Here is a 25147-nt window from a genome sequence, read left to right as displayed (position 1 = left end):
TTTCCATGCTCTCATCTTCAGCGCTATCCCTGTTGTTCTGGGGTGCATGACCGATTCATCCGAGAAACCGCACCCTGGTTACCTTCTGGCGCTCTGGAAATGGCTGAGCGCCCAGCTGGTCTCCCTCTACCAGGCGGCCGTCCGGCATCTGACGCGCAAGGACATCCTCACGTTCGAGGAGGTCGCGGCCTACCTCAGGGAGAACGCGAAGCGGGCACAGGCGGCGCGGGCCGCGCTGGTGCGCCGTCCCCGTTCGGGTGGCTGGACGTTCCGCATCGTCTTCCTGGACGACACCAACGAACCCGTGGTGGACCCCGCGACCGGCCGGCCCTTGGGCCGGGTCGTTCGCGCCGACGACTGTGACGACGAACTACGCCGGATGTTCGCCGGCAAAGAAATGATCCTCTTCGACTGAACCGGAAAGGAATCCCCGATGCTGGAGCTCATCTTGCTCGGTCTCGCGGTAATCGCTTACGAGGCCTTCGTGACGTTCGTCGTGCTGGTCATGGCGGAGATCCTCGACTGGTTTCTGAAGTTCGAGCAGGAGCTCGACGATGCGACGTTGGCCTTCACCGTTCGCCAGCAGCTGGACAACGGTGAGTACACCGTCTACCAGGGCCTGTTCGACGCCGCCGGCAACGAAGTGCGGAAAGCCCGCAAGATCAGTGCCAAGCGCCTGGACGAGCGGCTGCGCGAGCTGCACAACCGCGACGAGCTCGCCATCTACGAATAGAGAGAACATCCATGGAAATCCTCATCGGCGCGGTCGTTCTCGCTCTGATCGTCTTCTTTCTCACGCCCCCCGCCCGGCCGAAGCGCAAAGCCCCTTCGGTCGGCAGCCTGATCGTCGGAGGACTCGTCGCCGGAGCCGCGGTCGCGGCCGTACTCGCGGTGATCGCCTGGCGGGACATCCTGGCCTGGTTCCAGCCGAGGCTGACCGACGGCGACATCGGTGAGCTGATCAAAACCAAGATCGCTAGCGGCGACTATGCGAAGACCTCCCTCAGGGGCGAGATCCGCGACGCCCGCGACGGCACCCTCAAGCACTCGAAGAGCTGGGAAGGCCGGCTCGACGACGACCTGAAGCGGAGGTTCGGCACCAGTGACAAGATCACCATCGGCGGGTAGGTACCGCCTGTGGGTCGACGGCCTCCCTGGCGGGCCGGCGGCCGAACGGTTCCGGGTCCGGCTGGGCGACGCCGCCCGGGAGCTGTTCGACGAGACCGGAATGCACAACCTCGACCTGGCGGTGCGCCGCGACGGTCCCACCGGGCCCGCAGAGCAGCGGGCGGCGGCCCCGGCGAGCGGCGGAGAGCTCGATCTCGAAGGCCGGATGTCGTTCTTCGTTCCCGTCAAGCCGCAGTACCAGATGTCCCAGCTGGTCCTGCCGGCCGCGACGATCGAGGAACTGCACGTTGCCGTCGATACCGTCCGGCTGCGCGGCCTGGTGTTCGACACCTGGGGGCTGCGCACGATCGAGCCGCATCCACGTTCGGCGATCAGCCTGCACGGCGGGCCGGGCACGGGCAAGACGATGACGGCGCACGCGCTCGCCCACCTGCTCGGACGTCCGATCCTGCTCGCGCGGACGTCCCAGCTGGAGAGCAAGTACCACGGAGAGGGCGGCAAGTACCTGGCCGCCCTGTTCGAGGCGGCCCGTCGCGCCGGCGCGGTGCTGTTCATCGACGAGGCCGAGTCACTGCTGTCGCGCCGTTTCGAGAGCGTCAGCCAGGGATCCGAGCACGCGGTCAACACGCTTCGTGCGGAGCTGATCCAGCATCTGGACGTCTTCGAGGGAATCGCCATCTTCGCCACCAACCTCGTGACCAGCTACGACCCGGCGATCAGCAGCCGCCTGCACCACGTGCGCATTCCCGAACCGGACCACGCCGCCCGGCGGGCGATCTGGGCGGCCCATCTCCCGCCCGGGCTACCGCTCGCCGCGGACGTCTCCGTGGACCGGCTGGCCGAGACCGAGGGCATCGTCGGCCGGGACGTCAAACGCGCGGTCATCAATGCCGCCGTGACCGTGGCCAGGGAGGGCCGCGGTCAGATCGACCACGCCGATCTGGCCCGGTCCCTGGCGAACGTCATCGCCGCACGGCCCGCCGCCGCACCCGGCGATGAAGAGGTCTCCGAGGCCGAACGGGACTCCCTCAACGGGGTGATCCGGGAACGCCTCGCCAGGGACCCGCAGGACGGTTGACCTGGAGCCGTCCCCACCCGCCAAGGCGGTGGGACGGCTCCCGTCCGTCAGGAATCCGGCGGCTCCCGGTCATAGGCGCTGATCGAAGAGAAGCGGGCCGGGTTCCGCCAGTCCATCCCGGTGTCGTCCACCGCGCACCCTGCGGCCTTCAACGCCTCCGCGATCTTGCCTAGCGCCGTCGCCGATCCATCGAACCGCAGGTAGGTGCGGCCGTTGAGGTCGGCGATCGGCTTGTGCCGCCCGACATGCACGATCACCGTACGGTCGGGGTAGGAGCCGAGGGCGATGCCCAGTTCGATCAGCACGTTCGGCCGGGGCTGGCAGGTCGGCCGTACCTCGAAGGGGTCCTCGTTCGCCTTGTGGAGCTCCGGGTGCAGGCTCACCACGTCGTCGGGCGAGAGCAGGACGAGCGCCGCCTGCGTATGGTCGGGCGCCCGCACCACGACATCCCCGAGAAAAGGGGACGCGCCGCCGCTGAGCCGTACCAGCTGGGTCCACTCCAGCGGGCGCAGGTCGAGGGCGCGCAGGAAGTCGAAGAACGCATCACGCAGGCGCCGGTCCCTGCCGTGCACGACGAACACGTTGCGCTGTCTTCCGGCCGCGGGGTCATCGTGCGCCCGAGTGCCGCCCGGCTCGGCCGGAGGCCGGCGGGTGGTCCCGGTGAGCTCCTCGATGACGCGCTCGGTCCGTTCCCGTCCGGAGTTGATGGCCTCGAGGTCGGCGTCGAGATGCCGCACGAACCACTCGGCGAGTCTCAGATCGGCCTGGATCGGCCCGGTCGAGGCTTCGCGTGGCAGAGCGGCGATGATGTTGTCGGCCGACCGGCGCACCGCCGTGCGCATCACGGCGAGGTCGTCGGCGGTGGCGATGAGATCCGCCCGGCCCCGCCGCAGACGTTCCAGCCTAGGGCCGCTCGGCGGCTCGCCGACGAGATCCTCGGTCAGGCGCTCGACGCGGGTGCGGGGGCGGTGAGACGACTCCCACAGCCGCAACTGCTGGCGGATCTTCGCGGCGTTCAGCAGGTAGCGGGCGAAGGGCGGGGGCTGCGGATCGCCATCCGACCACAGCCAGGCACTGACCTCGCTGTCGCGGTCGGCTCTCGCGGCCACGAGGAAGCCGCGGTGGGCGTCGCCCCGGCGGCCGGCCGGTTCCCACAGGTGGAATCCGTCGGCGGTGCGTGTCCCCTGGCCCAGCCGGCCGGCGCCGGGAAGGCCGCACAGCGCCGCGAGGTCCCGGGCGGTCTCGGCGGACGGGGCGGCGCCGAGACCGGTGAGCCGCGCGAGGTGGATGCGGACGGAGCCGAGAAGACCGCCGGCGTCCCGTGCGGACACCTCCTGCCACAGCCGCGTCGCCTCCTCCCACGCCCGCGGTTCCGTTCCCGAGAACGCGAGCGACAGGTTGGGGAACCCGCCGATGACCCGCAGGACGCACTGGCGCGAGCCGGTCGGGTCCTGCCGGGCGGCGAGCGTCGTGTCGGCCGCTGGGCCGGGGTTGCCGGGCGGGGGGTCGGCGGGAAGCGCGACGCCGGTGATCGGGCCGGTCATGCCGAGTTGATGGGCGCACGCGTCCCACAGGTTGAGGATCCGGAGCAGATCGCGTTCGTCCCCGGGCAGGCCGAACAGATGGACGACGAAGTCCCAGCCCTCCATCAGTTGCCGCCGGAGGCGTCCTCGGCGAGGCCCAGCCGCATGGTGAGATCGGTCAGGTCCTCCTGGTAGTCGGGTTGCGGCTCGTCGGACGGTTCCTTCGATCCGATGCGCCGCACCCGCAGCCCAATGATGATCTTCAGGTCCTCGATGGCCTCGAACAGGCCGACGGCATCGTCCCGGTCAAGAGCGTCGCCCGCGGCACGGAGCGCGGGACCGACCTGGTTGGCGCGATCGGGTGGCAGTTCAGCGGTGGACAGTTCACGCAGCACCGCCCGCAGGTCCTCGCGGAGATCGTGCGACACACCTGGAGTCTACGGACCGACATGGACATATGTCGCCCAAACGAAGGGGCGCTGTACCCGGGTGATGCCGCCCGGAAGGTCGTCTCCGTCCCGCATCGCCCGGACCGCCGCGTGCAGCGCCTCCGCCGAGCGCGCCGGGTCCGGGCCGCGGTCGGTGCTCACTCGGGTGTAGAAGCCCTCGGTGACCGTGGCGGTGTCGGGGCCGACCGGCCAGAGCGTGCCGATGACGTGCGGGAATCCCGCGAGATGCAGCGCCCCGGTGAGATGCACCGCCTCATCGGCGTTACCGAAGGGCTGTGAGGCCGTCTCACACGCCGACAGGTATGCCAGACGAGCCCGCCCGAGATCGAGGGCCGCGAGGTCCGCCACCCGCAGCCAGTCGGACGGATCGTCCCGCAGGACGAGATGGCTGAAGGACGGGTGCGCTGCGGCGCTCGCCGCATGGCAGGCGAAGTGCGCGATAGAGCAGTCACGCAGCACCGCCAGGACGGTCTCCTTGGCGGGCGGATCCGCGCCGTCCGCATTGAGGACGAGCGCACCCGGCAGATGACGGCGGAGCACGGTGATCTCGGTGCCGACCGAACCGAGTGTGACGTGTCCTGGCGTGGAGGGCATCGCCACCACGACGGCCGCGTTCGAATCCGCCGGCGCGGCGTCGGCCGACTCCCGTTCGCGAGCCCGCAGAAGCGTCCGCAACGTCGGACTGTAGGAGGGGATCACCCGGTCGAGCACGTTCCGGTTCCGGTCGGTGTGATGGCCCGCCGCGTGCAGCGGCAGGCGCGCGAAAGGGCCGCACGGGACGAGCCACAGGCGAGACGCCACCGGCACCCTGAGTTCGGTGAGGACGGGTTCCATGATCTCGTCCCACAGCCGGCCGAGTAGATCGGTGAGCCGGCGCTGCCCGTCCTGGCGTTCCTCGCTTCCGGGGCCTTCGGTGATCTTGAATATGGCCTGTTCATGCAGGTCGGCGAGGTTTTCGACGGCGTCACGAGTGAGTTCACGCAACGGAAGACAGGTGACGTCCTCGGCGGTGACGAGCAGCGCATCGGTGCGGTGGCGGCTCGTTGTCAGTACCACCACCGGGCCATGGCCGCCGGCGGTCAGCAGCGTGCGCGGATCGGGCGGCCGGGCGAAGCCCTCGAAACCGGGGAGTGCTCTGACCTTCCCCAGCACCGCTTCGAGTTCCCGTGCGGCCTGGTGGCGGGCATGGACATCGCGGGCGTCGCCGTCGACGTCCCAGCCCGACGTGGTCGATTCGAGGTAGGAGCGCAGGCGCGTCAGCCGGTCCGCCAGCCCTGGCTCGTACGCCCGCAGTGCGGAGAGGTCTTCTCGCAGGTCGAGCACCTGGCCCAAGAGCACACCGCGGCCGGACTCCAGCACGGCCAGTGCCTCCTCCGGCGACCGTCCAGCGGCCAGCGCCAGCGCGGCGGCGTCGGCTGCCAGGCCGTCGTGGTGGGCTATGGCGGTGAACTGGTCGGCCTGCCGCAGTTGCCGGGGAGCGCGCTGTGCGAGCATCGCGACGGCGTCGCGCAGAAGGTCGGCGGCGCGACCCGGATCATCGGCGGCCAGAAGCATGCCGAGCTTCGCCGCCGCGTCGATGCGCAGCAGCAGGACGGCCGGTTCGGAGGCGACGACCTCCTCCAGCGTTCGAATCGCCTCCTCCTTGTCCTCCGTGGCACCCTCGGCCAGGTAGCGGTCGCTCAGGACCTCGCCGAGGAGATTGCGCACATAGGCGCCGTGACGATCGTCCGGGTTGGTCATGGCGACGGCCTCGCGGCAGTACCGCACCCCTTCGTCCCGTTCCGTACGCGTTTTGCCCAGGTCGTGGGTCACATGACCGAGATTCGCGAGTTGCAGGGGGCGGTCCGGCGAATCCTCGCGTAGTCCGGCCGTGGCCGTGCGCAGGGCGTGCAGCACCGGGGTGAGTTCCTCGCGCCGGCCCGTCACCAACATGAGCGCCCGCGAAGCCGCTATCAGCGCGTCCAGGCGTGGTGCCGTCACCGGGTGTCCAGGGCCGGAGCGCTCGACGCTGTCACGGAGTGAACGCACGGCGGCTTCACCGTCGTCTATGTCCAAATAGCGCATGAATCGCTGATATCGGCAGAGCCCGGCGAGGTGCAGATGCTGTGCGTAGGCCTGCGCGCTCGGCGGGGTTTCCTCCAGCGCGGCCTCCGCCCAGGCCAGGGCCGCGATGAGATCGCCCTCGTCGGAAAGGACGGCGTAGCGCTTGTAGGCGGCCACGGCGAAGTTGTGGTAAATGAGCGCGGAGAGGCCCACGAAGGAAGGGATCTTGTCTGCGAGCTGCCAGAAGAGGCCCATCGCCGTGTTGAGGTCCTCCGGATCGTCAGTGAGTTCCGAGCGGCGGTGATGACTTTGTGCGAGTTCGGCGGTCGCCATCCAACGCTGGTCGTCGGTGAGATCCGGCTCCGCGAGGGACGCGGCGAGCAGGTCGATCGCCTCGGATAGCGCGCTGTCGTCCCCTGTGGCTTCAGCGAGTTGGCCGAGCACGCCGGCGAGCGCCGTCCGGGCGTTGACGAGTTGCAAGACACTCGGGGTGTCCGCGGCGACCGCCTCCCTGAGCACGGCCACCGCCTCCTGGAGGTTGGCCGGATCCTCGGTGTGCATATACATGAACATGAGGGCACCGCCGAGAGGCAGCCTCGTGAGCTCGATGTCGGTACTCCCGCGGAGCAGGGCGATGCCCTCCGCCAGGTCGGCGGGATCACCGAACCGCATGTACCTCTGGTGCAGGAGCGCGTTCAATGCCACCAGTGCCTCTACATCCCCCGTTTCGGCCGCCGCCCGCGCGCTCGCGATCGCGGTCTCCAAGTGGGCCGGGTCGGGGTCGCGGCTGGCGAGTCTGCTGGCATAGGCGGTGAGCACGAAGCACCGCTCCGCGTATTCGGGGTGGGAAGCGGGCGTGGCTTTGACGATGCTGCTCCATATCGCGGTGAATCTCGTCAGCAGCGCCACGTTCTCGCTGTCGATGAGTTCGACGGTATGCCGATCTATCTCGGGCAGTAGCTTCTCGGCGATCACCGTCGCGAGACCGGCCGGGAGCGCCTCGAAGTCCTCGAAGAACAACGGCTCCCCGGCCCGGATCGCGTACCAGAGCGCAATGCCCCGGGCGATTGTCAGCCTCTCCGCCCGCAGCCAGTGGAACCAGGCGAGCGCCACCCGCACCGGCACGTCATCCGGCCGCTTCCGCAACCACTTCTCCAGCCGGGCGGCCTGCCGGTTCACCCGCCACGAAAGCAGTCCATCATGGGACCCCTCGGCCCGAGCGCTATCCACAGCCGCTGCGACCGCAGCCAGCGCCTCATCCCGCATATACCTGACCTATCAGTAGATCCGCCTGAATTGGGAGTGTTTCCTCGTCACCATTGCTTCGCCCGGCGATTCGGAATTACCACGGCATGTCGCCACTCGTCGGGCCGCACGGGACGCCATGCCGATCATGGTCGGCGATGGGGCGGAAACCGTCGTAGGGGGCGCGTACTGTCCGTGGAGTTCAACCCACGTCCGCTGATCGCGGCGCTGTGAAGGGAATGGTGGATGTCGGAACTGCGTACATGGCTTACCGGCCGGGGTCTGGTCGAGTCGCCTCGGTGGCACGATGGCCGGCTGTACTTCTCCGACTGGTCGGCGCATGAGGTGATCGCGCTTGATCTGGACGGTGAGCACGAAGTGGTGGCCCGGGTGGACTCGCTTCCGCTGTGCACGGCCTGGCGGGCCGACGGGCGGATGTTGCTCGTCGACTCCGCGCGGGGGTTGCTTCTGCGGTTGGAACCCGATGGCTCGCTGGTGACCCAGGCCGAGCTCAGCGGCCTCGGGCGCGGCTGGAACGACATCGCCGTCGACGGTCGCGGCAACATCTACGTCGATCACATCGGCTTCGACATGATGGTGGGTGAGGCGCCCGCTCCCGGATACGTCGTGCACGTCGGTCCCGATGGTTCGGCGCGTGAGGTGGCCGGCGGCATGGCCTTCCCGAACGGAATGGCCGTGACGCCGGACGACGCCACGCTGATCGTCGCCGAGTCGTACGGCAACCGGCTCACCGCCTTCGACATCGACGCCGACGGCGGCCTGTCCAATCGCCGGGTATGGGCGGAAACCGGGGAGGACCACCCTGACGGCATCTGCATCGACGCCGAGGGCGCCGTCTGGTACGCCGACGTCGGCAACCGGCGCTGCGTCCGGGTCCGGGAGGGCGGTGAGGTCCTGCAGACCGTCGAAGCCGACCGGGGATGCTTCGCCTGCGCTCTCGGCGGGCCGGACGGCAAGACGCTGTTCATCGTGGCGGCCGAGTGGCGCCTGCCCGAGATGGTGCCCCCCGGAACCGGCCAAGTGCTCTCGACCCAGGTCGACGTTCCCGGCGCCGGCCGGCCCTAGAAAGGCTCAGCGCCCCGCGCCCCAGGGGCGCTCGCCCGACGGAAGGGCAGGTCGGGGCGCTCTGGCGTGACGCGCTGGGGACGGGATCAGCCTTTGGTGGGATCCTGGGCCCCCTGGAGTCAGGCTCCAGCGACTAGATTGCGGCTACGGGCACGCGGGTGTGTGAGATCGCGTGGCCCCGGTCGTGCGGGGAAACATCTGTCGGTTCGGTCGAGGGGTGTTGATGAAGTGACCGTCTCCGTACTGCCCGCAGACGCCGAGACGCACTCGACTCCCGGCACCACGCTGCGCATCCAGATCCTCGGCCCGTTGCGGCTCTGGCGCGGCGACGTCGAGCTGGACGCCGGGCCTCGGCAGCAGGCCTATCTGCTCGCCCTGCTCCTGGCCCACGAGGGCCGGCCGATCAGGAAGGCCGAGCTGATCGACCTGATCTGGGGGGAGCAGGCCCCGGACAGCGCGGTCAACCTCATCCACAAGTACGTCGGCGCACTGCGACGCCTGCTGGAGCCCGCGCTGCCGGCCCGGGGGACCAGTTCGTACGTGTTACGCCGGGGCGGCAGCTATCTGTGCACGACCGGTGCCGGAACGCTGGACCTGGCGACCTTCCGGGAACAGGCCGGGGCCGCGCGAAGCGCCCTCGCGCGAGGCCGGCACGAGGAGGCGCTCGACCGCTACGAGCAGGCGCTCCGGCTCTGGCGTGGCTTCGCGGGCGACGGGCTGGCCCCTGGACCCGAGGCCGTGCCCATCTTCACCGGCCTGAACGGTGAGTTCTTCGACGCGTGCACGGCGGCCGCCGAGCTCGCCGTGTCCCTGGGCCGGCCAGAGCGGGTGCTGCCGCCGTTGCACCTGGCGGCATCGATGGGGCCGTTGCACGAGCCCGTGCAGGCGGGGCTCATCTCCGTCCTGGGAGCGGCCGGCCGTCAGGTCGAAGCGCTGTCGGTGTTCCGCGCGGTCCGCTCGCGTCTCGCCGAAGACGTCGGCATCGACCCGGGCCCCGTGCTGGAGCAGGCCCATCAGAGGGTGCTGCGACGCGACCTCACCCCGCAGGTCGTGACGAGCACCGCCGACGATCTCCGGCCTTATCTCGAGACCGCGCCGAGTGCGACCGGCGATGGCCTGGTAGGCCGATCAGAGGAGCTCGCGGTCGTGCGGGACGCGGTGCGGCGCGCCGCGGGCGGCGGGACCGGGCTCGTCGTCATCGAGGGTGAGCCCGGGGTGGGCAAGACCCGCCTGATGGAGGAGGCCGGCCGGGAGGCCGGTGACCGGGACGTTCTCGTCGCCTGGGGTGGCTGCGTCGAAGGTGGGGGCGCGCCGTCGATGTGGCCGTGGACGCAGGTGGTCCGTACCGTTCTTTCCGGTGTGGCCGCTCCGGAACGGGAGAGCCGCCTCAACGGTGCGCTCGGCCGTCTCCTGGAACCGCACGACGACGTCCTCACCGGACAGGTGCTCCCGGGGGACGGCGGCCGGTTCCACCTGTTCGAGCAGATCGTCGGACTGGTCGCCGACGTCTCGGCACGGCGATCGGTCATGATCGTGGTTGATGACCTCCAGTGGGCGGACGTCGCGTCCCTGCAGGTGTTCGGTCATCTGGCTTCTCGCCTGCCGGCCGGAACCGTGATGCTCGGCGCGCTGCGTGATCGAGCGCCGGTGCCCGGATCCGAGCTGGCGCGGATGCTCGCGGGGGTGAGCCGGTCATCGGATCACCGTCGCCTCAGGCTCGGCCCGCTCGGCTCGCTCGACGTGGCAGAGCTCGTCCGCCGCGAGATCGGGCGGGCCCCCGATCCGGACGCCGCCCGGACCATCCACGCCCGGACCGCCGGCAACCCGTTCTTCGTCCGTGAGCTGGCCCGGCTGCTCGTCGGTGGCAGCTCACTCCCCGAGGATGCCGCGGCGCGCACCGGAGTTCCCTCGACCGTGCGAGGCGTCGTACGCGACCGGATGGCCGGTCTGGACGATGGCGCCAAGGACCTGCTCGAGATCGCCGCGCTGGTCGGCCGGGAGGTGGATCTGCGGCTGCTCGCCCGGGTCGCCGACGTCGATGCCTGCACCTGCCTCGCCCGCCTGGAACCCGTCGAGGCCCTCGGCCTTCTCGCGCCCACGCCAGGGGACCCGTACTCGTTCCGCTTCGTGCACGACCTGGTGCGCGAGACGGTTACCGAGACGACGGCACCACGGCGCGCGACCCGTCTGCACCTGCGGGTCGCGAACGCGCTGGAGCAGACCATGCCCGACGGCGAGTCCGTGCCGGAGCGAGTGGCGCACCATCTGTGGGCGGCAGGACCGCTGGCCGAGCCGGCACGCACGTCGGCGGCCCTGGTGCGCTCGGGCCGCCGCGCCGCGGCCAAGTCGGCCCTGGAGGCGGCCGAGCAGCAGCTGCGGCTGGCCGCGCAGGTGGCCCGGACCGCGGGCCTCGCCGAGCCCGAGCTCGTGGCACTGTCCCAGCTCACCGCGGTCATCGGCATGCGTTCGATGTACGCGGGTGCGGAACTGCCGCTGCTGGAGCGCGCGGAGCACCTGGCCCGGGGCCTGGGCCGGGAGGTGGAGGCCGCCGGGATCCTCTTCTCCCGTTGGTCGGCCCTCGCCCAGGGCATCGAGCTGGACCGGAGCGGTCCGCTGGCGCGGCAACTGCTCAAGCAGGGCGAGTCGTCCCCGCACCCGATCGTGCGTACGTACGGCCTGCAGGCGTGGGGCATCCACCAGTGGGACGTCGGCAACATCGGAGAGGCGTTCCGCTACCTCAGCCGGTCCGGGCCGACGCTCCTCGCCGGCTCCGCGGGTCGCGAGGACGACCCCGTCCAGCACGACCTGCAGCTGCTCATGACCGGATTGCTGGCCGAGACCACGGCACTGCACGGCGACGTCGCCGGGGCACACGCGCTTCTCGACAGACTGGAGGCCGCCGGCGACGACCGCTACACCGTCACGGTCTGGGCCACGATCTGCGCGAGGATCGCGATCATCGTCGGAGACCCGGACTCGGCGCTACGCGCAGCGGATCGGGGTATCGCCGTGGACCCCGACTTCTCCTATGTCTTCCTCGGCACCTACCAGCGGCTCGCGCGGTGCTGGGGACGGGCGATCACCGGCGACGACCCGGCCGGCGCCGCCGCCGAGGCCGAACGAATCATCGAGACGAACCTCCTCGACCCCGTCCGCTCCTGCGTCTCGACCTGGTACGCGCTCGTCGGCGAAATGCGGCTCGCGGCCGGGGAGCCGGACAAGGCGGCGGTGGCCCTGGACCGGGCCGACCACTTCCTCCGCGTGTACGGCCAGCGCTACTCCGAGGGCCTGGTGCTTCTCCTGCGCGCCCGGCTCCTGCGGGCACAGGGGGAACCGAGCGACGTGGTGCGCGCCGCCGCGGAGAAGGCGCGAAGACTGTCGGCCGAGCAGGAGGCCCATCTGTTCGTCCAGCGCACCGATGCCTTCCTGGCGCGGTCGGACGTGGCGGCGTCCGATCGCCGCCCTTTCTGATTCACTTTTTCTGCACTCATCGTCAACGGGGCCGCCTTAACGTCGCGGACGCCGTCGTTCTACAGTTCGGTGAGGAACTCCCCGGCGCGGCGGGCGAACAGGTGGGCTCCGCGTTCGCCGGAACGGTCGCGGGCCGTTGCGGCGGCCGCCCGTACGACTTCGGCGCCTGCGCCGCGGGCATGGAGCAGGCGAGCCCGCAGCAGCAGGACGAGTCCTTCGGCGTAGCGCTGGCCGTACGCATCGAGGGCATGCTCCGCCCGGTCGAGGGCGATGCCCGCCTCCTCCGGCCGCCCGGCCGCCAGCCACATCTCGGCGCTCAGCGCGTGGTGGTACGCGACGCCCCATCGCGGCGGGTCGACCAGCGTCGCGGCCAGGATCTCGTCGGTCTCCGCCGCGACGCCGGCCGGGTCGTCGCCGGTGAGGGCACGGGCCCAGTACCAGATCAGCCGTATGTAGTGCTCCTGCTGGACGGCGGCGCGGCCGGTGCCCACGGTCATCCACCGATCGATCGCGCGCAGCACCCAGCCCGGGTCACCGGCCATCGAAGCGATGATCGCGGTGTAGTAGGCCCAGGTCGCGACCGCGTACGAGTCGTCGGGGCCGTTCCACTTGTCGATGATGGTCTCCGCCGTCGTGAGGTCACCGTGCAGTGCCGTCACGATGGCATGCCAGCCGGGCCACTCACCCGAGACGTCACGCCGGATCGGGGTGTCGCTGTGCGAGGAGACGACCCCGTCGAGCAGGGCGGGGTCGTTCTCGCTGAAGCACCGGAACGCCGCGCCGATGTCGCCGATGTCCCACTGGTGCAGGCCCCAGGCCTGCCGACCGTACACACGGATCACCGGATCGCAGGACGCCTCCCCCTGCTCGTACAGCCGGCGGACCAGACGCAGGCGGTCCCACTCCAGGAAGGTGTAGGCGCCGAACAGGCGAGCGAAGAGCAGGCCCGCGGCGTCGACCTCCCGGCCGAGCTCGTGGGCCAGGTGTTCCGCACGCTCCAGCAGGTCGAACGTCGTGCCGCCGAACCCGGCCTGCCGGCGCGGGGCGATGGCGAGCAGCGAGAGGGCGGAGAGTTCGAGCTCCGGGAGCCCGGCGTGCCGCGCGATCTGGGCGGCCGTCTGCAGGTGCCGATCTGCGGCGGCGAACGCGAGCTTGGCCGTGTCGCGACGACCGGCGCGCTTCAGCGCCTCCACGGTGCGAACCGGGTCGGCGAGCGGACCGGCGGCGTACAGGTGGAAGGCGAGGCGTTCGGTGATGGACTCGTCGTCCGCCTTGCTCTCTTCGAGCGCGTCCGCGACGCGCAGGTGCAGCCGGGTGGCCTGCGGCTGCGCCGTGGTCTCCGTGATCGACTCGCGGACCAGGTCGTGCGCGAATCGCCACGAGAACGGGTTCTCCGGCCCGGTTTCGAGCAGGCCGAGAGCGCGCAGCGGTTCGAGGTGTTCGAGGCATTCCGTGACGTCGATGCCGGCGGCGCGGGCGAGCAGGCCGAGTTCGACCTCGCGTCCGATCAGCGCGGCGACCCGCAGCAGGTCGCGAGCGCTCTCGTCGAGACCCGCCATCCGATCGCGAACGACGTCTCGCACGGTGGACGGCACGCCGGCCCGGGCCGACGCGTCGCCGCCGCCGAGCACGCCGCGGTCGCTGAGCAGCCGCGACAGTTCGCGGACGAAGAACGGGTTGCCGGCGGTGCGAACGTGGATGTTGCGGGCGAGGTCCGCGCCGGGTTCGTGGCCGGTCTCGCGGCGGATCAGTTCGGCCACGTCGGTCAGGCCGAGCGGGCCGAGGTGGATCCTGCGGTGGTGGGGCAGCCGGCTGGCGGCGGCCAGCACCCGCGAAAGGTCGGGGCCGAGCGTCGGGGCGCGGTCGCGAAGGGCGCTGATGATCGCGGTGCCGGCGGGCAGCCGGCCCGCCAGGTGGTTGAACAGCTGGAGCGAGGTGGCGTCGATCCATTGGAGATCGTCCATGACGAGCAGCATCGGCCGTTCGGCCGAGGCCTGGCCGATGAAGCCGACGACCTGCTCGAACAGCCGGAACTGGGCCCGCCCGCCGGAGAGCGGCGGCGCGGTGTCGTCGTCCCGGGCTCGCAGGAGGCGACCCGGTTCACCGGCCAGCCACTTCTCGCGCGCCACCGCGGGCAGGCTGTCGAGGACGATTTTGAGCGCCTGCTCCCATGGCCACATCGATGGCGTTCCGTCACCTTCCAGGCAGGAAGCCCAGACGACGAGCGCGCCGCGCCGATCCGCGGCGTCGGCGGCCTCCTCCAGCAGGCGCGTCTTGCCCGAGCCAGGTTCGCCTTCGACGATGGCGAGCCCGGTACGGCCGGTGAGCGCCGCCTCGACGGCCTGCCGCAGCACGCCGAACTCCTCGCCCCGGCCGACCATGCCGGCCGCCGGTGCGCGATCGCCCGCACGCCGCTTGCTCGCCACCACCGGCGACATCGGGGCCCGCGTCAGCACTCGCAGGTGGGCGGCCGTAAGGGCCGGGCCGGGGTCGATGCCGAGTTCCTCGGCGAGGCGGTCACGGACCGCGTGGAACGCCGACAGCGCCTCCGCCTGCCGGCCGGCGGCGCCGAGGGCGGTGATGAGGCCGGCGTGTACGGGTTCGTGGAACGGTGCCATCGACGCGGCCAGTTGCAACGGCGGGATCACCCGCTCCGGCCGGCGTAACGACACGGCCAGATCGGCCGCCGCCACGCAGGCGGCGTGGAACTCGTCGTCCAGGGCGGCGAAGACCGGCATCGCGGCCGGTCCAAAGGACAGTCCGTCCCCGGCGGGGCCACGCCAGAGGCCGAGCGCCGTGACGTAGTGGTCGAGTGCCACTTCGTGAGCCTGCCGGGCGAGAGCGGCCTGGGCGGTGTCGAGGAGTTCCCGGAACGTGACCAGGTCCAGCGTGCCGGGGCCGGCGCTGAACACGTACGCGTTGCCGCGGCGCTGCAGGTACGTACCGGCCGCCCGGGCGGGGACCGCGGGTTCGAGCACCCGCCGCAATGCCCCGATGTACTTCTGGATGAGGTTGAGCGCGCTGGCGGGGGCGTCGTCCGCCCAGATCAGGTCGATCAGTTCTCTCGTGGTGACCGGATGGCCCACGCGTGCCAGGAGCAGGACCAGCAGTTGCGCCTGCTGCCGTGGGCCGGCGTCCAGTTCGGCGCCGTCGCGCCACAGCCGCAACGGGCCGAGGACCTGCAGACGCGGCGAACCCGCGCCGACCGGCAGTTTTCCACCGTCGGGCCGAACGGGATGAGGGGGCCCGGTCACGTCGACTCCCGGATGGACACGACAGATCGGTCAGCCTGCGACCCATGTCGGGTCGCAGGGGCACCGAGTATACGGGCCCAGGGTCGGCCGCATAAAGGTCGGCCGATCGGCGCTGAGCTGCGGGTGTGCACGAATTCGCGCGGCCCGTTCCACCCTGGCCGCCACGGGCCGCCCTGATTCGTACGCCTGGTTCAGGAGGTCTCCGCGATCGGCCTTCGCGCTCGACGGCTGATCGACCAGCCGAACCCGGCCGCGGTGAAGAACATGATGATGCCGTACACCGCGCCCGGGATGGCGATCTCGGCACTGTTCATCAGCGTCAGCGCGACCGTGACGGCGAGCCCGGTGTTGTGGATGCCGATCTCGAACCCCGCTGCGGTGGCCGCGCGGTGGTCGACACCGGCCAGACGCGGCACGGTGTAGCCGACCAGCAGGCTCACGATGTTGAAGGCCAACGCGGCCGGCCCGACCACGGCGAAAGAGGCGACGAGGCTCTCCCGCTGCGCGTACAGCACGATGGAGATGACCCCGACCAGGACCACGATCGACAGCACCCGGACGGGAATGTTGAGCCGCCGCGCCGCCTCCGGCGCCCGCGCGCGCACGAGCATCCCGATCGCGACCGGCACCAGCACCATCAGGAAGACCTGCAGGATCTTGTCGAACTGCAGCTGGAGGGCGCTCGCGTCGGGCAGGAAGTACCCGGACGAGAGGTTCACCACGATCGGCAGCGCGACCACGGCGAGCACCGAGTTGATCGCCGTGAGCGTGATGTTCAGCGCGACGTTCCCGCCGAACAGGTGGCTGAACAGATTGGCCGTGGGACCACCGGGCGATGCCGCGACCAGCAACAGTCCGACCGCGAGCTCCGGCGGAAGCCCGAAGGCGAGCACCAGGACGAAGCAGATCACTGGAAGCAGCACGATCTGGCACAGCAGCGCTACCACGGCCGCCTTCGGATAGCGGCCCACCCGCCGGAAGTCGTCCAGAGTCAGACTGAGGCCCAGGCCGAGCATGATCACGCCGATGGCGAAAGGCGGGGCTGCCAAGATCAGGGCGGAGCTCATGGCGGACATTCTCCGGCATACCGCCAAGTCATCGCAGGCCTCGGGCGCGCCGTTGTCTCAGGCCGGCCGGTACCCACCCCCTCGGCCGGACACGCACCGCCAGAGCGGGCGATGCCCCCGCCAGGCCCGTCTTCCGGGCGGGCCGATCAGGGGGGCGGGACGATGCGAACACGGCCGGATGCCCTCGCCGAGGGTCCTGGGGCCCGGCCGCCCTCGCTGACGGGGCATTTAGGACGTCCGAATTAACACCATTGACATCTACACAAAACGCACTCTAGGTTTGCGAAACGTTTCGACCACCGTATCGGCCCGGTCCGGGCCGATCGCCCCCAGGGCCGGAGTTCTATGACCTCGCTACGTGACGTCGCCGAGCGCGCACAGGTCGCCGTCAGCACCGTGTCCGCCGCGCTGAACGGCACCCGCCCGGTCGCGGCGGCGACCAAGCGGCGCATCGAGCAGGCGGCCGTCGATCTCGGCTATCGGCCCAACCTGCTGGCCCGCGGCCTGCAGAGCAAGCGAACCAAGATCCTTGCGCTGTTCTACCCCGCTCCGCGTAGCGGCTTCGGCGTGACCGAAATGCAGTTCGCCACCGGCGCCGCCGAGGCGGCCAGCGAGCTGGGCTACCACCTGCTGCTGTCGCCCGACAGCGCCGACCCGATCGAGGAACTGCGGCACATCACCGGCCTGGGGCTGGTGGACGGCGTGCTGCTGATGGAGATGCGGCTGGACGACGAGCGGCCGGACTTCCTGTCCGAAGCCGGGGTGCCGTTCAGCATGATCGGGCGCACCCGCGACCCGGGCACGATCGACTACGCCGACATCGACTTCGCCGCCACCGCGCGCGAGGCCGTCGCGCACGTGGCCGGGCTCGGCCATCGCAAGCTGGCCTTCTTCAACTACTCGACCGGCACGTACGCCGCCCAGTACGGCCCCACCATCCGGGCCGGCGAGGAGTTCGCGGCGGCCGCCCGGGAGGCCGGCATCGCCTACGTGGACGACCACCGCGCCGGCTCGGCCGAGGAGGGCGGCGAGGCGTTCGAGCGGCTCCTCGCCGCGCATCCCGACGTGACGGCCCTGGCCGTGATGGACGACCACGCGGCCGTCGGCGTGATCGCCGCCGTGGCCCGGCGCGGATGGCGGATCCCCGATGACCTGACGCTGATGCTGGTGCTCTCCTCCGAGCGCGTGGCGGAGATGTTCCACCCCAGGCTGACGGCGCTGGAGCCGCCCAGCGCCGAACTGGGACGGCTCGGAGCGCGGATGCTCATCGACCGATTGCGGGGCGACGGCCCGCCGCAGCAGCGGCTGGTGCCCTGCCGGCTGGTGGCCGGGGACAGCTCCGCGCCGCCGCGAGCGGAGGTCTGACATGGAACTGGGCATGCACACGCTCACGCAGGGCCGCGGCCTGCTGTTCGGCGGGGACTACAACCCCGAGCAGTGGCCGGAGCACGTGTGGGCGCAGGACGCCGAGCTGATGCGGGCGGCCGGGGTCAACCTGGTCACGGTCGGCGTGTTCAGCTGGGCGCGCATCGAGCCCGAGCCGGGCGCGCGCGACTTCGCCTGGCTCGACAAGGTCCTCGACCTCATGGCCGCGAACGGCATCGCGGTGGACCTGGCCACCCCGACCGCCTCGCCCCCGCCGTGGCTCGGCCACCGCTGGCCGCAGACGCTGCCGGTCGACGAGTCGGGTCACCGCCTCTGGTACGGCTCCCGCAACCAGTTCTGCCCGTCCTCGCCGATCTACCGCGAACGCGCCCTGGCCCTGGTCACCGACCTCGCCGACCGCTACGCGAACCATCCGGCGCTGGCGCTGTGGCATGTCGGCAACGAGTACGGCCAGATCTGCCACTGCGACGAGTCCGTGGCCGCGTTCAGGACCTGGCTCCAGGCCCGCTACGGAGACCTGGCCACGCTGAACGAGGCGTGGGGCACCACGTTCTGGAGCCAGCACTACTCCGACTGGGCCGAGATCGTCACCCCGCGCCGCGCCCCCTACCTCCACAACCCCGCCCAGCTGCTGGACTGGCGGCGCTTCTGCTCCGACGCGCTGCTCGACCACTTCCGCGCCGAGCGCGACGTGCTGCGCGAGCGCACCCCGGGCACGCCGGTGACGACGAACTTCATGGGCTTGTTCAAGCCGGTCGACTCCTGGGCCTGGGCGCGGGAGGAGGACGTCGTCTCCAACGACTGGTACCCCGACCCGGGCGACCCGCTCTCTCCCGCGCGGACGGCGCTGACGCACGACCTCATGCGCGGCCTGGCGGGAGGCCGGCCGTGGCTGCTGATGGAGCAGGCCACCGGAGCCGTCAACTGGCGGCCGCACAACCTGCCCAAGCCGCCCGGACGGCTGCGCCTGGAGTCGCTGCAGGCGCTGGCGCGCGGCGCGGACGGCCTGTGCTACTTCCAGTGGCGGGCCTCCCGCTTCGGCGCGGAGCGCTTCCACTCGGCGATGGTGCCGCACGCGGGCGCCGACACCCGGCTGCACGCCGAGGTGCGCGCCCACGGGCAGGAGCTGCGCCGGCTCGCCTCCGTGGCGGGCACGCCGGTGCCCGCGCGGGTGGCGATGGTCTTCGGCTGGGACAGCTGGTGGGCGCTGGAGGAGCGCGGCCGGCCCAGCGACCGGATCAACGCCGTGGACCAGCTGCTGAGCTACTACGTGCCGTTCTGGGAACGCGGTGTCGCCGTGGACGTGGTGCCGCCGGGCGCGGACCTGTCGGCGTACGCGCTGGTCGTGGCGCCGAACCTGTTCCTGATCGCCGACGAGGACGCCGCCGCGCTGACCGCGTACGCGCGGGGCGGGGGAGTGCTGGTGGTCGGGCCGTTCTCCGGGGTCGTGGACCCGCGGGCCCAGATCCGTACCGGGCGCTTCCCCGCGCCGCTGCGCGAGGTGCTCGGCGTGGCCGGCGAGGAGTGGTGGCCCGCCCCCGACGGTCCCGTGCGCTGCCGGTGGAGCGGCGGCTCGGAGTTCGCCGCGCACACCTGGACCGAGCTGGTCGCCGCCGAGGGCGCCGAGACCGTGGCCGAGTTCGCCGAGGGCGACCTGGCCGGGCGGCCCGCCGTGCTGCGGCACGCCTTCGGTGACGGCTCCGCCTGGTACGTCGCGACCATGCCCGACGAGAGCGCGCTCGCCGCGCTGGCCGGCCGGGTGCTGGCCGACGCCGGCGTCGAGGGCGTCCTGCCCGACCTGCCGGCCGGCGTCGAGGCCGTACGCCGCGGCGACGTCCTGTTCCTGCTCAACCACGGCGCCGCCACCGTGCGGGTGCCCCTTCCCGGCCCGTCCGACGACCTCCTGACCGGGTCCCCCGCCGAGGGTCATGTCACCCTCGCTCCCCGCGCGGTCGCCGCAGTGCGGCCACGCGTTCACGCACAACCTGGAGATCACCTTGCGTAGAAGAACGTTCCTCGTTTCGTCGGCGGCCACGCTGTTCCTGGCCGGTTGCGGTACCGACACCTCCGGCGGCGCCGCCCCGGCCGCCTCTCCCATCGCCGGCGACGAGAACGCCCCGGCCAACCTGGTGTTCTGGAGCTGGGCGGAGAACATCCAGCGCGTGGTGGACGTGTGGAACCAGAAGAACCCCACGCAGAAGGTCACCCTGAGCGGCCAGGCCGCCAGCGACGAGCTGATCGCCAAGTTCCTGACCGCGGTCAAGGCCGGCAACGCGCCCGACGTGCTGCAGGCGGAGTACCAGTCACTGCCGACGCTGATCACCAACAACGCCCTGCAGGACCTGACCAGCGCGGTCGCGCCGGTCAAGTCGGCCTTCCCCGACGGCACCTGGAACCTGACCTCGTTCGGCGGCACCACGTACGCCGTGCCCGCCGACGTCGGCCCGATGATGCTCTTCTACCGCGCCGACCTGTTCGAGGAGATGGGTCTGGAGGTGCCGAAGACCTGGGAGGAGTTCGGCGCGCTGGCCGAGACCGTGCGCAAGAAGAACGCCAAGCGCTACCTGACCACGTTCTCTCCGGGCGACGCCGGCTGGCTGGCCGGGTTCGCCCAGCAGGCCGGCGCCGACTGGTGGACCAACGAGAACGGCGCCTGGAAGGTCGGCATCGACGACGAGGCCACCCGCAAGGTGCTGGGCTTCTGGAGCGGCCTGGTCAACTCGGGCGCGGTGCTCGGCGACCCGATGTACACCCCGCAGTGGAACGCCCAGATGAACGACGGCACGATCATCGCCTGGCCCAGCGCCGTCTGGGGCACCGGCGTCCTGGCGGGCGTCGCCCCCAAGGGCAAGGGCAAGTGGAAGATGGCCCCGCTGCCGCAGTGGAGCGCGGGCGAGAACGTCACCGGCTTCTGGGGTGGCTCGTCCACCGCCGTCAGCGCGACGTCGAAGCAGAAGCCGCAGGCCGCCAAGTTCGCCCGCTGGCTGAGCACCGACCCCGAGGCCCTGAAGGTGCTGGTCGAGATCGGCCTGTACCCGGCCGCCACGCTCGGCCAGACCTCGGGCGGGCTCGACGCCGCGCCGGAGTACATGACGAGCCAGCCGGACTACTACGAGTCCGCCTCGCAGATCTCGAAGACCGCCCGCGGCTTCAGCAGCTGGGGCCCGAACACCAATGTCACCTACGGCAAGTTCGAGGACCTGCTCCCGACCGCGGTGAAGAACAAGGCCGACCTCGCGGCCGTGGCCACCCAGGTGCAGCAGGCCAGCGTCGCTGACCTGAAGAAGCAGGGCTACCAGGTCGTCGGCGGATGACCGGGAGGAGAACCCGCGCGCCGTACGTGATGGCGGCCCCGGCCGTCATCCTGTTCGTGGTCTTCATCGTGGTGCCGATCGGGTACGCGGTCTGGCTCAGCCTGCACGCCATGCGCGTGAGCGGCGCCGGGCTCGGCATCCGGGCCGAGGTGTTCGTCGGCCTGGGGAACTATCTGGATGCGGTGAAGGACACGGCGCTGTACGAGGCCATTCAGCGCATGCTCGCCTACGGTGTGATCATGGTGCCCGTCACCATGGGCCTGGCCCTGCTGTTCGCGCTACTGCTGGACGCCCCCAGGGTGGGCGGCAAGCGCGCGTCGCGGATCACGATCTTCCTGCCGTACGCGGTGCCGGGCGTGATCGCCAGCCTCCTGTGGGGCTTCATCTACCTGCCCGCGGTCAGTCCGATCGGCGCGGCCTTCAAGGCGGTCGGGCTGGACGCGCCGGACTTCTTCGGCGACGTGTCGGTCTTCTTCTCGGTGGCCAACATCGCCGTGTGGGGCTCGGTCGGGTTCAACATGGTGGTGCTCTACACGACGCTGCGGGCCATCCCCAAGGAGCTGTACGAGGCCGCCCGCCTCGACGGCGCGAGCGAGTGGCGGATCGCGTTGCGGATCAAGGTGCCGCTGCTGCGCCCGGCGCTCACCATGACCTCGGTTTTCACACTGATCGGCATGCTGCAGGTGTTCAGCGAGCCGGCCACGCTACGGCCGATGAGCAACACCATCACCCAGGACTGGGTGCCGCTGATGCGGATCTACCAGCAGGCGTTCGTGGACAACGACACCTACCTGGGCGCGGCCAGCTCGGTGCTGCTGGCCGGCGCGACGGTGCTGCTGTCGCTGGCCGCACTGGCCGTCTTCAGGTCCCGGAGCGCGAGGAGCGAACGATGAGAACGCGTACGAAGATCGTTCCCACGCTGCTCCTGGCCCTCGGCGGCGTGTACGCGGTGCTGCCCCTGCTGTGGGTGATCTTCGCCTCGACGAAGAGCTCCGACGAGCTGTTCACCACGTTCTCGGGCTGGCCCAGCTTCAACGGCGGGTTCACCGAGAACATCGCGGCGCTCAGCTCCTACGGCGGCGGCCGGTTCTGGCTGTGGATGCTCAACAGCCTCATCTACGCCGGCGGCGGCGCGTTCCTGACCGTGGTCGTCTCGGCCGCGTGCGGGTACGCGCTGGCCAAGTACCGCTTCACCGGGCAGCGGCTGATCTTCGCCTCGCTGCTGGCCGGCGTGCTGGTGCCCGGCATCACCCTGGCCATCCCGCAGTACCTGCTGCTGTCGCAGATGAACCTGGTCGGCACCTACTGGTCGGTCATCCTGCCCAGCGTGATCAGCCCGTACAGCATCTACCTGTGCCGCATCTACGCCGAGGCGGCCGTGCCGGACGAGATCCTGGAGGCCGGGCGGGTGGACGGGGCCGGGGAGTTCCGGCTGCTGTGGTCGGTCGGCGTGCCGATCATGACGCCGGGGCTGGTGACGGTGTTCCTGCTGCAGTTCATCGGGATCTGGAACAACTTCCTGCTGCCGTACATCATGCTCGCCAACGACGACCTGTTCCCGCTCACCGTGGGGCTCTACTCGCTGCTCAACCGCGGCGCCTCCCAGCCCGCGCTGTACACGCTGGTGATCAGCGGCTCGCTGCTGTCGATCATCCCGATCGTCGCGCTGTTCCTGTTCCTGCAGCGCTTCTGGCGGCTCGACCTCGTGGCCGGCAGCGTCAAGGGCTGACCTCCTCGAAGAACGGATGGACATGAAGTTCAAGAACGGCTACTGGCGGATGCGTCCAGGGGTGCGGGGCGACTACGCCACCGCGGCCTACGACGTGACCGCGGACGCCGGCTCGCTGCGCATCCTCGCCCCCACGCGGGAGATCACCCGGCGCGGCAACACCCTCGACGGGCCGGTCCTGCGCGTGGACCTGTCCTCCCCGATGCCGGACGTGATCCGCGTCCGCGCGGTGCACTTCGCCGGGTCCGTGCCGGACGCGCCCGCCTTCGCGGTACGCGACGACGACCCCGAGGTGAAGATCGCCGTGGACGGCGAGGAGGCCGTTCTGACCAGCGGCGAGCTCACCGTACGGGTGCGCAGGGACGCCCCGTGGGAGATGACGTTCAGCGCGGGCGGGCGCGAGCTGACCCGCAGCGGCGGCAAGAGCCTGGGCATCATGCACGACGCCGATGCCCGCCACTTCATGGTGGAGCAGCTGCGCCTGAGCGCCGGCGAGCTGGTCTACGGCCTGGGCGAGCGCTTCGGCGCCCTGGTCCGCAACGGCCAGTCCGTCGACATCTGGAACGAGGACGGCGGCACCAGCAGCGAGATCGCCTACAAGAACGTGCCGTTCTACCTCACCAACCGCGGTTACGGGGTGTTCGTCAACCATCCCGGGCGGGTGTCGTTCGAGGTGGGCTCGGAGACGGTCTCACGGGTGCAGTTCAGCGTCGAGAGCCACGACCTGGAATACCTGATCATCCACGGGCCGACACCGGCCGACATCCTGCGCCGCTACACCGCGCTGACCGGCCGTCCGGCGCTGCCGCCCGCCTGGTCGTTCGGGTTGTGGCTGTCCACCTCGTTCACCACGGACTACGACGAGGCGACGGTGACGTCGTTCGTGGACGGGATGGCCGAGCGGGACCTGCCGCTGAGCGTGTTCCATTTCGACTGCTTCTGGATGCGGCAGTTCCGCTGGTGCGACTTCGAGTGGGACCCGGAGGTGTTCCCCGACCCCGAGGGCATGCTGCGGCGGCTCAAGGAGCGGGGGCTGAAGGTCTGCCTGTGGATCAACCCCTACATCGGGCAGGCGTCGGCGCTGTTCGAGGAGGGCGCGGCGGCCGGTCACCTGCTCCGCCGCCCGGACGGCACCATCTGGCAGGACGACCACTGGCAGGCGGGCCGGGCACTGGTGGACTTCACCTCCCCGGCCGCCCGCGAGTGGTACGCGGGTAAACTGCGCGGGCTGCTCGACATGGGGGTGGACACGTTCAAGACCGACTTCGGCGAGCGCATCCCGACCGACGTCGTGTACGCCGACGGCTCCGACCCCGAGCGCATGCACAACTACTACAGCCTGATCTACAACCAGACCGTCCACGACGTGCTCGCCGAGCGGCGCGGGGCCGGCGACGTGGTGCTGTTCGCGCGCTCGGCCACGGTCGGCGGGCAGCGGCTGCCGGTGCACTGGGGCGGCGACTGCGAGTCGACGTTCGAGGCGATGGCCGAGTCGCTGCGGGGCGGGTTGTCGCTGGGCATGGCCGGGTTCGGGTTCTGGAGCCACGACATCGGCGGGTTCGAGGGGCGGCCCGACCCGGCGGTGTTCAAGCGGTGGGTGGCGTTCGGGCTGCTGTCGTCGCACAGCCGGTTGCACGGCAGCGGGTCCTACCGGGTGCCGTGGCTGTTCGACGAGGAGTCGGTGGACGTGCTGCGCTCGTTCACGCGGCTGAAGGCGCGGCTGATGCCGTACCTGTACGGGGCGGCCGTGCAGGCCGCGGCCGAGGGCATCCCGGTGATGCGGGCGATGCAGTTGGAGTTCCCCGGGGACCGGGCCTGCGACTACCTGGACGCCCAGTACATGCTGGGGCCGGACCTGCTGGTGGCACCGGTGCTGTCGGCCGAAGGCGATATTTCGTACTACGTCCCCGAGGGCGTCTGGACGCGGCTGCTCGACGGGGAGACGGTGTCCGGGCCGGGCTGGCGTACCGAGCGGCACGGGTTCGAGAGCCTGCCGCTGCTGGTGCGGCCGGGCGCGGTGATCGCGACCGGCGCCCGCGAGGACCGCCCCGACTACGACTACGCCGACGGCGTCACCCTGAACGCCTACCAGATGGCCGACGGCGACCGCCGCGAGGTCACCGTGCCCGGCCAGGACGGCACGGCCGCGGCCGTGTTCGAGGTGTCCCGCACCGGCGACCGGGTGCGCGCCCGCCGCCTGGAAGGCGCGCCCGCCGCGTGGAGCCTGCTGCTCGCCGGAGTGCACGACGCCCGCCATCCGCAGGCCCAGCCGACGCCGGCCGGCGTGCGGGTCACCGCCGCCCCCGGCACGGAAGAGATCGAGATCACCCTCTGAGGCCCGCCTCCAGCGGCCCGGCACAGCAGCTAAGGACCA

General features: G+C 70.8%; 17 protein-coding genes. 12 read left to right on the top strand and 5 right to left on the bottom strand.

Annotated elements, in window-relative coordinates; all coding sequences use genetic code 11:
* Positions 1–46 precede the first annotated feature (46 nt).
* Genes IEY93_RS32440 through IEY93_RS32425 form a run of 4 tightly spaced genes read left to right on the top strand, consistent with a single transcriptional unit; the run spans position 47 to position 2206 of the window.
* Positions 47–415: a hypothetical protein gene (locus tag IEY93_RS32440; RefSeq protein ID WP_189166981.1), complete on the top strand. Its 369-nt coding sequence runs from the start codon at positions 47–49 to the stop codon at positions 413–415.
* Positions 416–433: 18 nt separating this feature from the next.
* Entirely contained in the window at positions 434–733 is a 300-nt protein-coding gene (locus IEY93_RS32435) for a hypothetical protein (RefSeq protein ID WP_189166980.1), read from the top strand.
* An 11-nt stretch (positions 734–744) separates the two neighbouring features.
* On the top strand, positions 745–1128 hold the full coding sequence (locus IEY93_RS32430) for a hypothetical protein (RefSeq protein WP_189166979.1): 384 nt from the start codon (positions 745–747) through the stop codon (positions 1126–1128).
* On the top strand, positions 1103–2206 hold the full coding sequence (locus tag IEY93_RS32425) for an ATP-binding protein (protein WP_189166978.1): 1104 nt from the start codon (positions 1103–1105) through the stop codon (positions 2204–2206). Before IEY93_RS32430 ends, IEY93_RS32425 begins: the two co-directional genes overlap by 26 nt.
* A gap of 47 nt (positions 2207–2253) precedes the next feature.
* Here IEY93_RS32425 and IEY93_RS38825 read toward each other — a convergent pair whose 3' ends face one another.
* From IEY93_RS38825 to IEY93_RS32410, 3 genes are read right to left on the bottom strand one after another with little or no spacing between them, the layout of a single operon-like run.
* Entirely contained in the window at positions 2254–3855 is a 1602-nt protein-coding gene (locus tag IEY93_RS38825; protein ID WP_203968079.1) for a CATRA conflict system CASPASE/TPR repeat-associated protein, read from the bottom strand.
* Positions 3855–4157, bottom strand: a complete 303-nt coding sequence (locus IEY93_RS32415) for a CATRA system-associated protein (RefSeq protein WP_189166977.1) — start codon at positions 4155–4157, stop codon at positions 3855–3857. Before IEY93_RS32415 ends, IEY93_RS38825 begins: the two co-directional genes overlap by 1 nt.
* 9 nt (positions 4158–4166) lie before the next feature.
* On the bottom strand, positions 4167–7400 hold the full coding sequence (locus IEY93_RS32410; protein ID WP_189166976.1) for a CHAT domain-containing protein: 3234 nt from the start codon (positions 7398–7400) through the stop codon (positions 4167–4169).
* 312 nt (positions 7401–7712) lie between these two features.
* Between IEY93_RS32410 and IEY93_RS32405 the strand changes: the two genes are divergently transcribed.
* Positions 7713–8552, top strand: coding sequence for an SMP-30/gluconolactonase/LRE family protein (locus IEY93_RS32405; RefSeq protein ID WP_189166975.1), 840 nt, complete (start codon positions 7713–7715; stop codon positions 8550–8552).
* Positions 8553–8780: 228 nt separating this feature from the next.
* On the top strand, positions 8781–12023 hold the full coding sequence (locus IEY93_RS32400; protein ID WP_203968077.1) for an ATP-binding protein: 3243 nt from the start codon (positions 8781–8783) through the stop codon (positions 12021–12023).
* Between the two features lie 59 nt (positions 12024–12082).
* Here the strand turns inward: IEY93_RS32400 and IEY93_RS32395 are convergent, their stop codons facing one another.
* Together IEY93_RS32395 and IEY93_RS32390 are read right to left on the bottom strand one after the other, a co-directional pair.
* Positions 12083–15277, bottom strand: coding sequence for an ATP-binding protein (locus tag IEY93_RS32395; protein ID WP_203968075.1), 3195 nt, complete (start codon positions 15275–15277; stop codon positions 12083–12085).
* A gap of 191 nt (positions 15278–15468) precedes the next feature.
* Positions 15469–16344 carry a bile acid:sodium symporter family protein gene (locus tag IEY93_RS32390; RefSeq protein WP_189166974.1) on the bottom strand — a complete coding sequence of 292 codons (876 nt, stop codon included), beginning with the start codon at positions 16342–16344 and terminating at the stop codon, positions 15469–15471.
* A gap of 345 nt (positions 16345–16689) precedes the next feature.
* Here IEY93_RS32390 and IEY93_RS32385 point away from each other — a divergent pair, with 345 nt between their 5' ends.
* The 6 genes from IEY93_RS32385 to yicI are packed head-to-tail and all read left to right on the top strand — an operon-like array spanning position 16690 to position 25108.
* Complete coding sequence (locus tag IEY93_RS32385; RefSeq protein ID WP_189166973.1) at positions 16690–17709, top strand: LacI family DNA-binding transcriptional regulator; 1020 nt, start codon at positions 16690–16692, stop codon at positions 17707–17709.
* Between the two features lies 1 nt (position 17710).
* Positions 17711–19735 carry a beta-galactosidase gene (locus IEY93_RS32380; protein ID WP_189166972.1) on the top strand — a complete coding sequence of 675 codons (2025 nt, stop codon included), beginning with the start codon at positions 17711–17713 and terminating at the stop codon, positions 19733–19735.
* A complete protein-coding gene (locus IEY93_RS32375) occupies positions 19728–21044 on the top strand; it encodes an ABC transporter substrate-binding protein (RefSeq protein WP_189166971.1) in 1317 nt (438 codons plus the stop codon). Before IEY93_RS32380 ends, IEY93_RS32375 begins: the two co-directional genes overlap by 8 nt.
* The gene (locus IEY93_RS32370) at positions 21041–21937 is read left to right on the top strand and encodes a carbohydrate ABC transporter permease (RefSeq protein WP_189166970.1); all 897 of its coding nucleotides are present in this window, start codon (positions 21041–21043) and stop codon (positions 21935–21937) included. Before IEY93_RS32375 ends, IEY93_RS32370 begins: the two co-directional genes overlap by 4 nt.
* Complete coding sequence (locus IEY93_RS32365; RefSeq protein ID WP_189166969.1) at positions 21934–22773, top strand: carbohydrate ABC transporter permease; 840 nt, start codon at positions 21934–21936, stop codon at positions 22771–22773. Before IEY93_RS32370 ends, IEY93_RS32365 begins: the two co-directional genes overlap by 4 nt.
* A 22-nt stretch (positions 22774–22795) precedes the next feature.
* A complete protein-coding gene (yicI, locus tag IEY93_RS32360; RefSeq protein ID WP_189166968.1) occupies positions 22796–25108 on the top strand; it encodes an alpha-xylosidase in 2313 nt (770 codons plus the stop codon).
* Positions 25109–25147 lie beyond the last annotated feature (39 nt).

The sequence above is a fragment of the Sphaerisporangium melleum genome (genome assembly GCF_014646695.1).
Lineage (GTDB): Bacteria > Actinomycetota > Actinomycetes > Streptosporangiales > Streptosporangiaceae > Sphaerisporangium > Sphaerisporangium melleum.
This window is presented reverse-complemented; position numbering and strand designations above follow the sequence as displayed.

Excerpts from the sequence above, each read along its gene's own strand:
- IEY93_RS32440 (WP_189166981.1), top strand. The coding sequence starts at position 47 with ATGACCGATTCATCCGAGAAACCGCACCCTGGTTACCTTCTGGCGCTC.
- IEY93_RS32435 (WP_189166980.1), top strand. The coding sequence starts at position 434 with ATGCTGGAGCTCATCTTGCTCGGTCTCGCGGTAATCGCTTACGAGGCC.
- IEY93_RS32430 (WP_189166979.1), top strand. The coding sequence starts at position 745 with ATGGAAATCCTCATCGGCGCGGTCGTTCTCGCTCTGATCGTCTTCTTT.
- IEY93_RS38825 (WP_203968079.1), bottom strand. The coding sequence starts at position 3,855 with ATGGAGGGCTGGGACTTCGTCGTCCATCTGTTCGGCCTGCCCGGGGAC.
- IEY93_RS32405 (WP_189166975.1), top strand. The coding sequence starts at position 7,713 with ATGTCGGAACTGCGTACATGGCTTACCGGCCGGGGTCTGGTCGAGTCG.
- IEY93_RS32390 (WP_189166974.1), bottom strand. The coding sequence starts at position 16,344 with ATGAGCTCCGCCCTGATCTTGGCAGCCCCGCCTTTCGCCATCGGCGTG.
- IEY93_RS32385 (WP_189166973.1), top strand. The coding sequence starts at position 16,690 with ATGACCTCGCTACGTGACGTCGCCGAGCGCGCACAGGTCGCCGTCAGC.
- IEY93_RS32380 (WP_189166972.1), top strand. The coding sequence starts at position 17,711 with ATGGAACTGGGCATGCACACGCTCACGCAGGGCCGCGGCCTGCTGTTC.
- IEY93_RS32370 (WP_189166970.1), top strand. The coding sequence starts at position 21,041 with ATGACCGGGAGGAGAACCCGCGCGCCGTACGTGATGGCGGCCCCGGCC.
- IEY93_RS32365 (WP_189166969.1), top strand. The coding sequence starts at position 21,934 with ATGAGAACGCGTACGAAGATCGTTCCCACGCTGCTCCTGGCCCTCGGC.
- yicI (WP_189166968.1), top strand. The coding sequence starts at position 22,796 with ATGAAGTTCAAGAACGGCTACTGGCGGATGCGTCCAGGGGTGCGGGGC.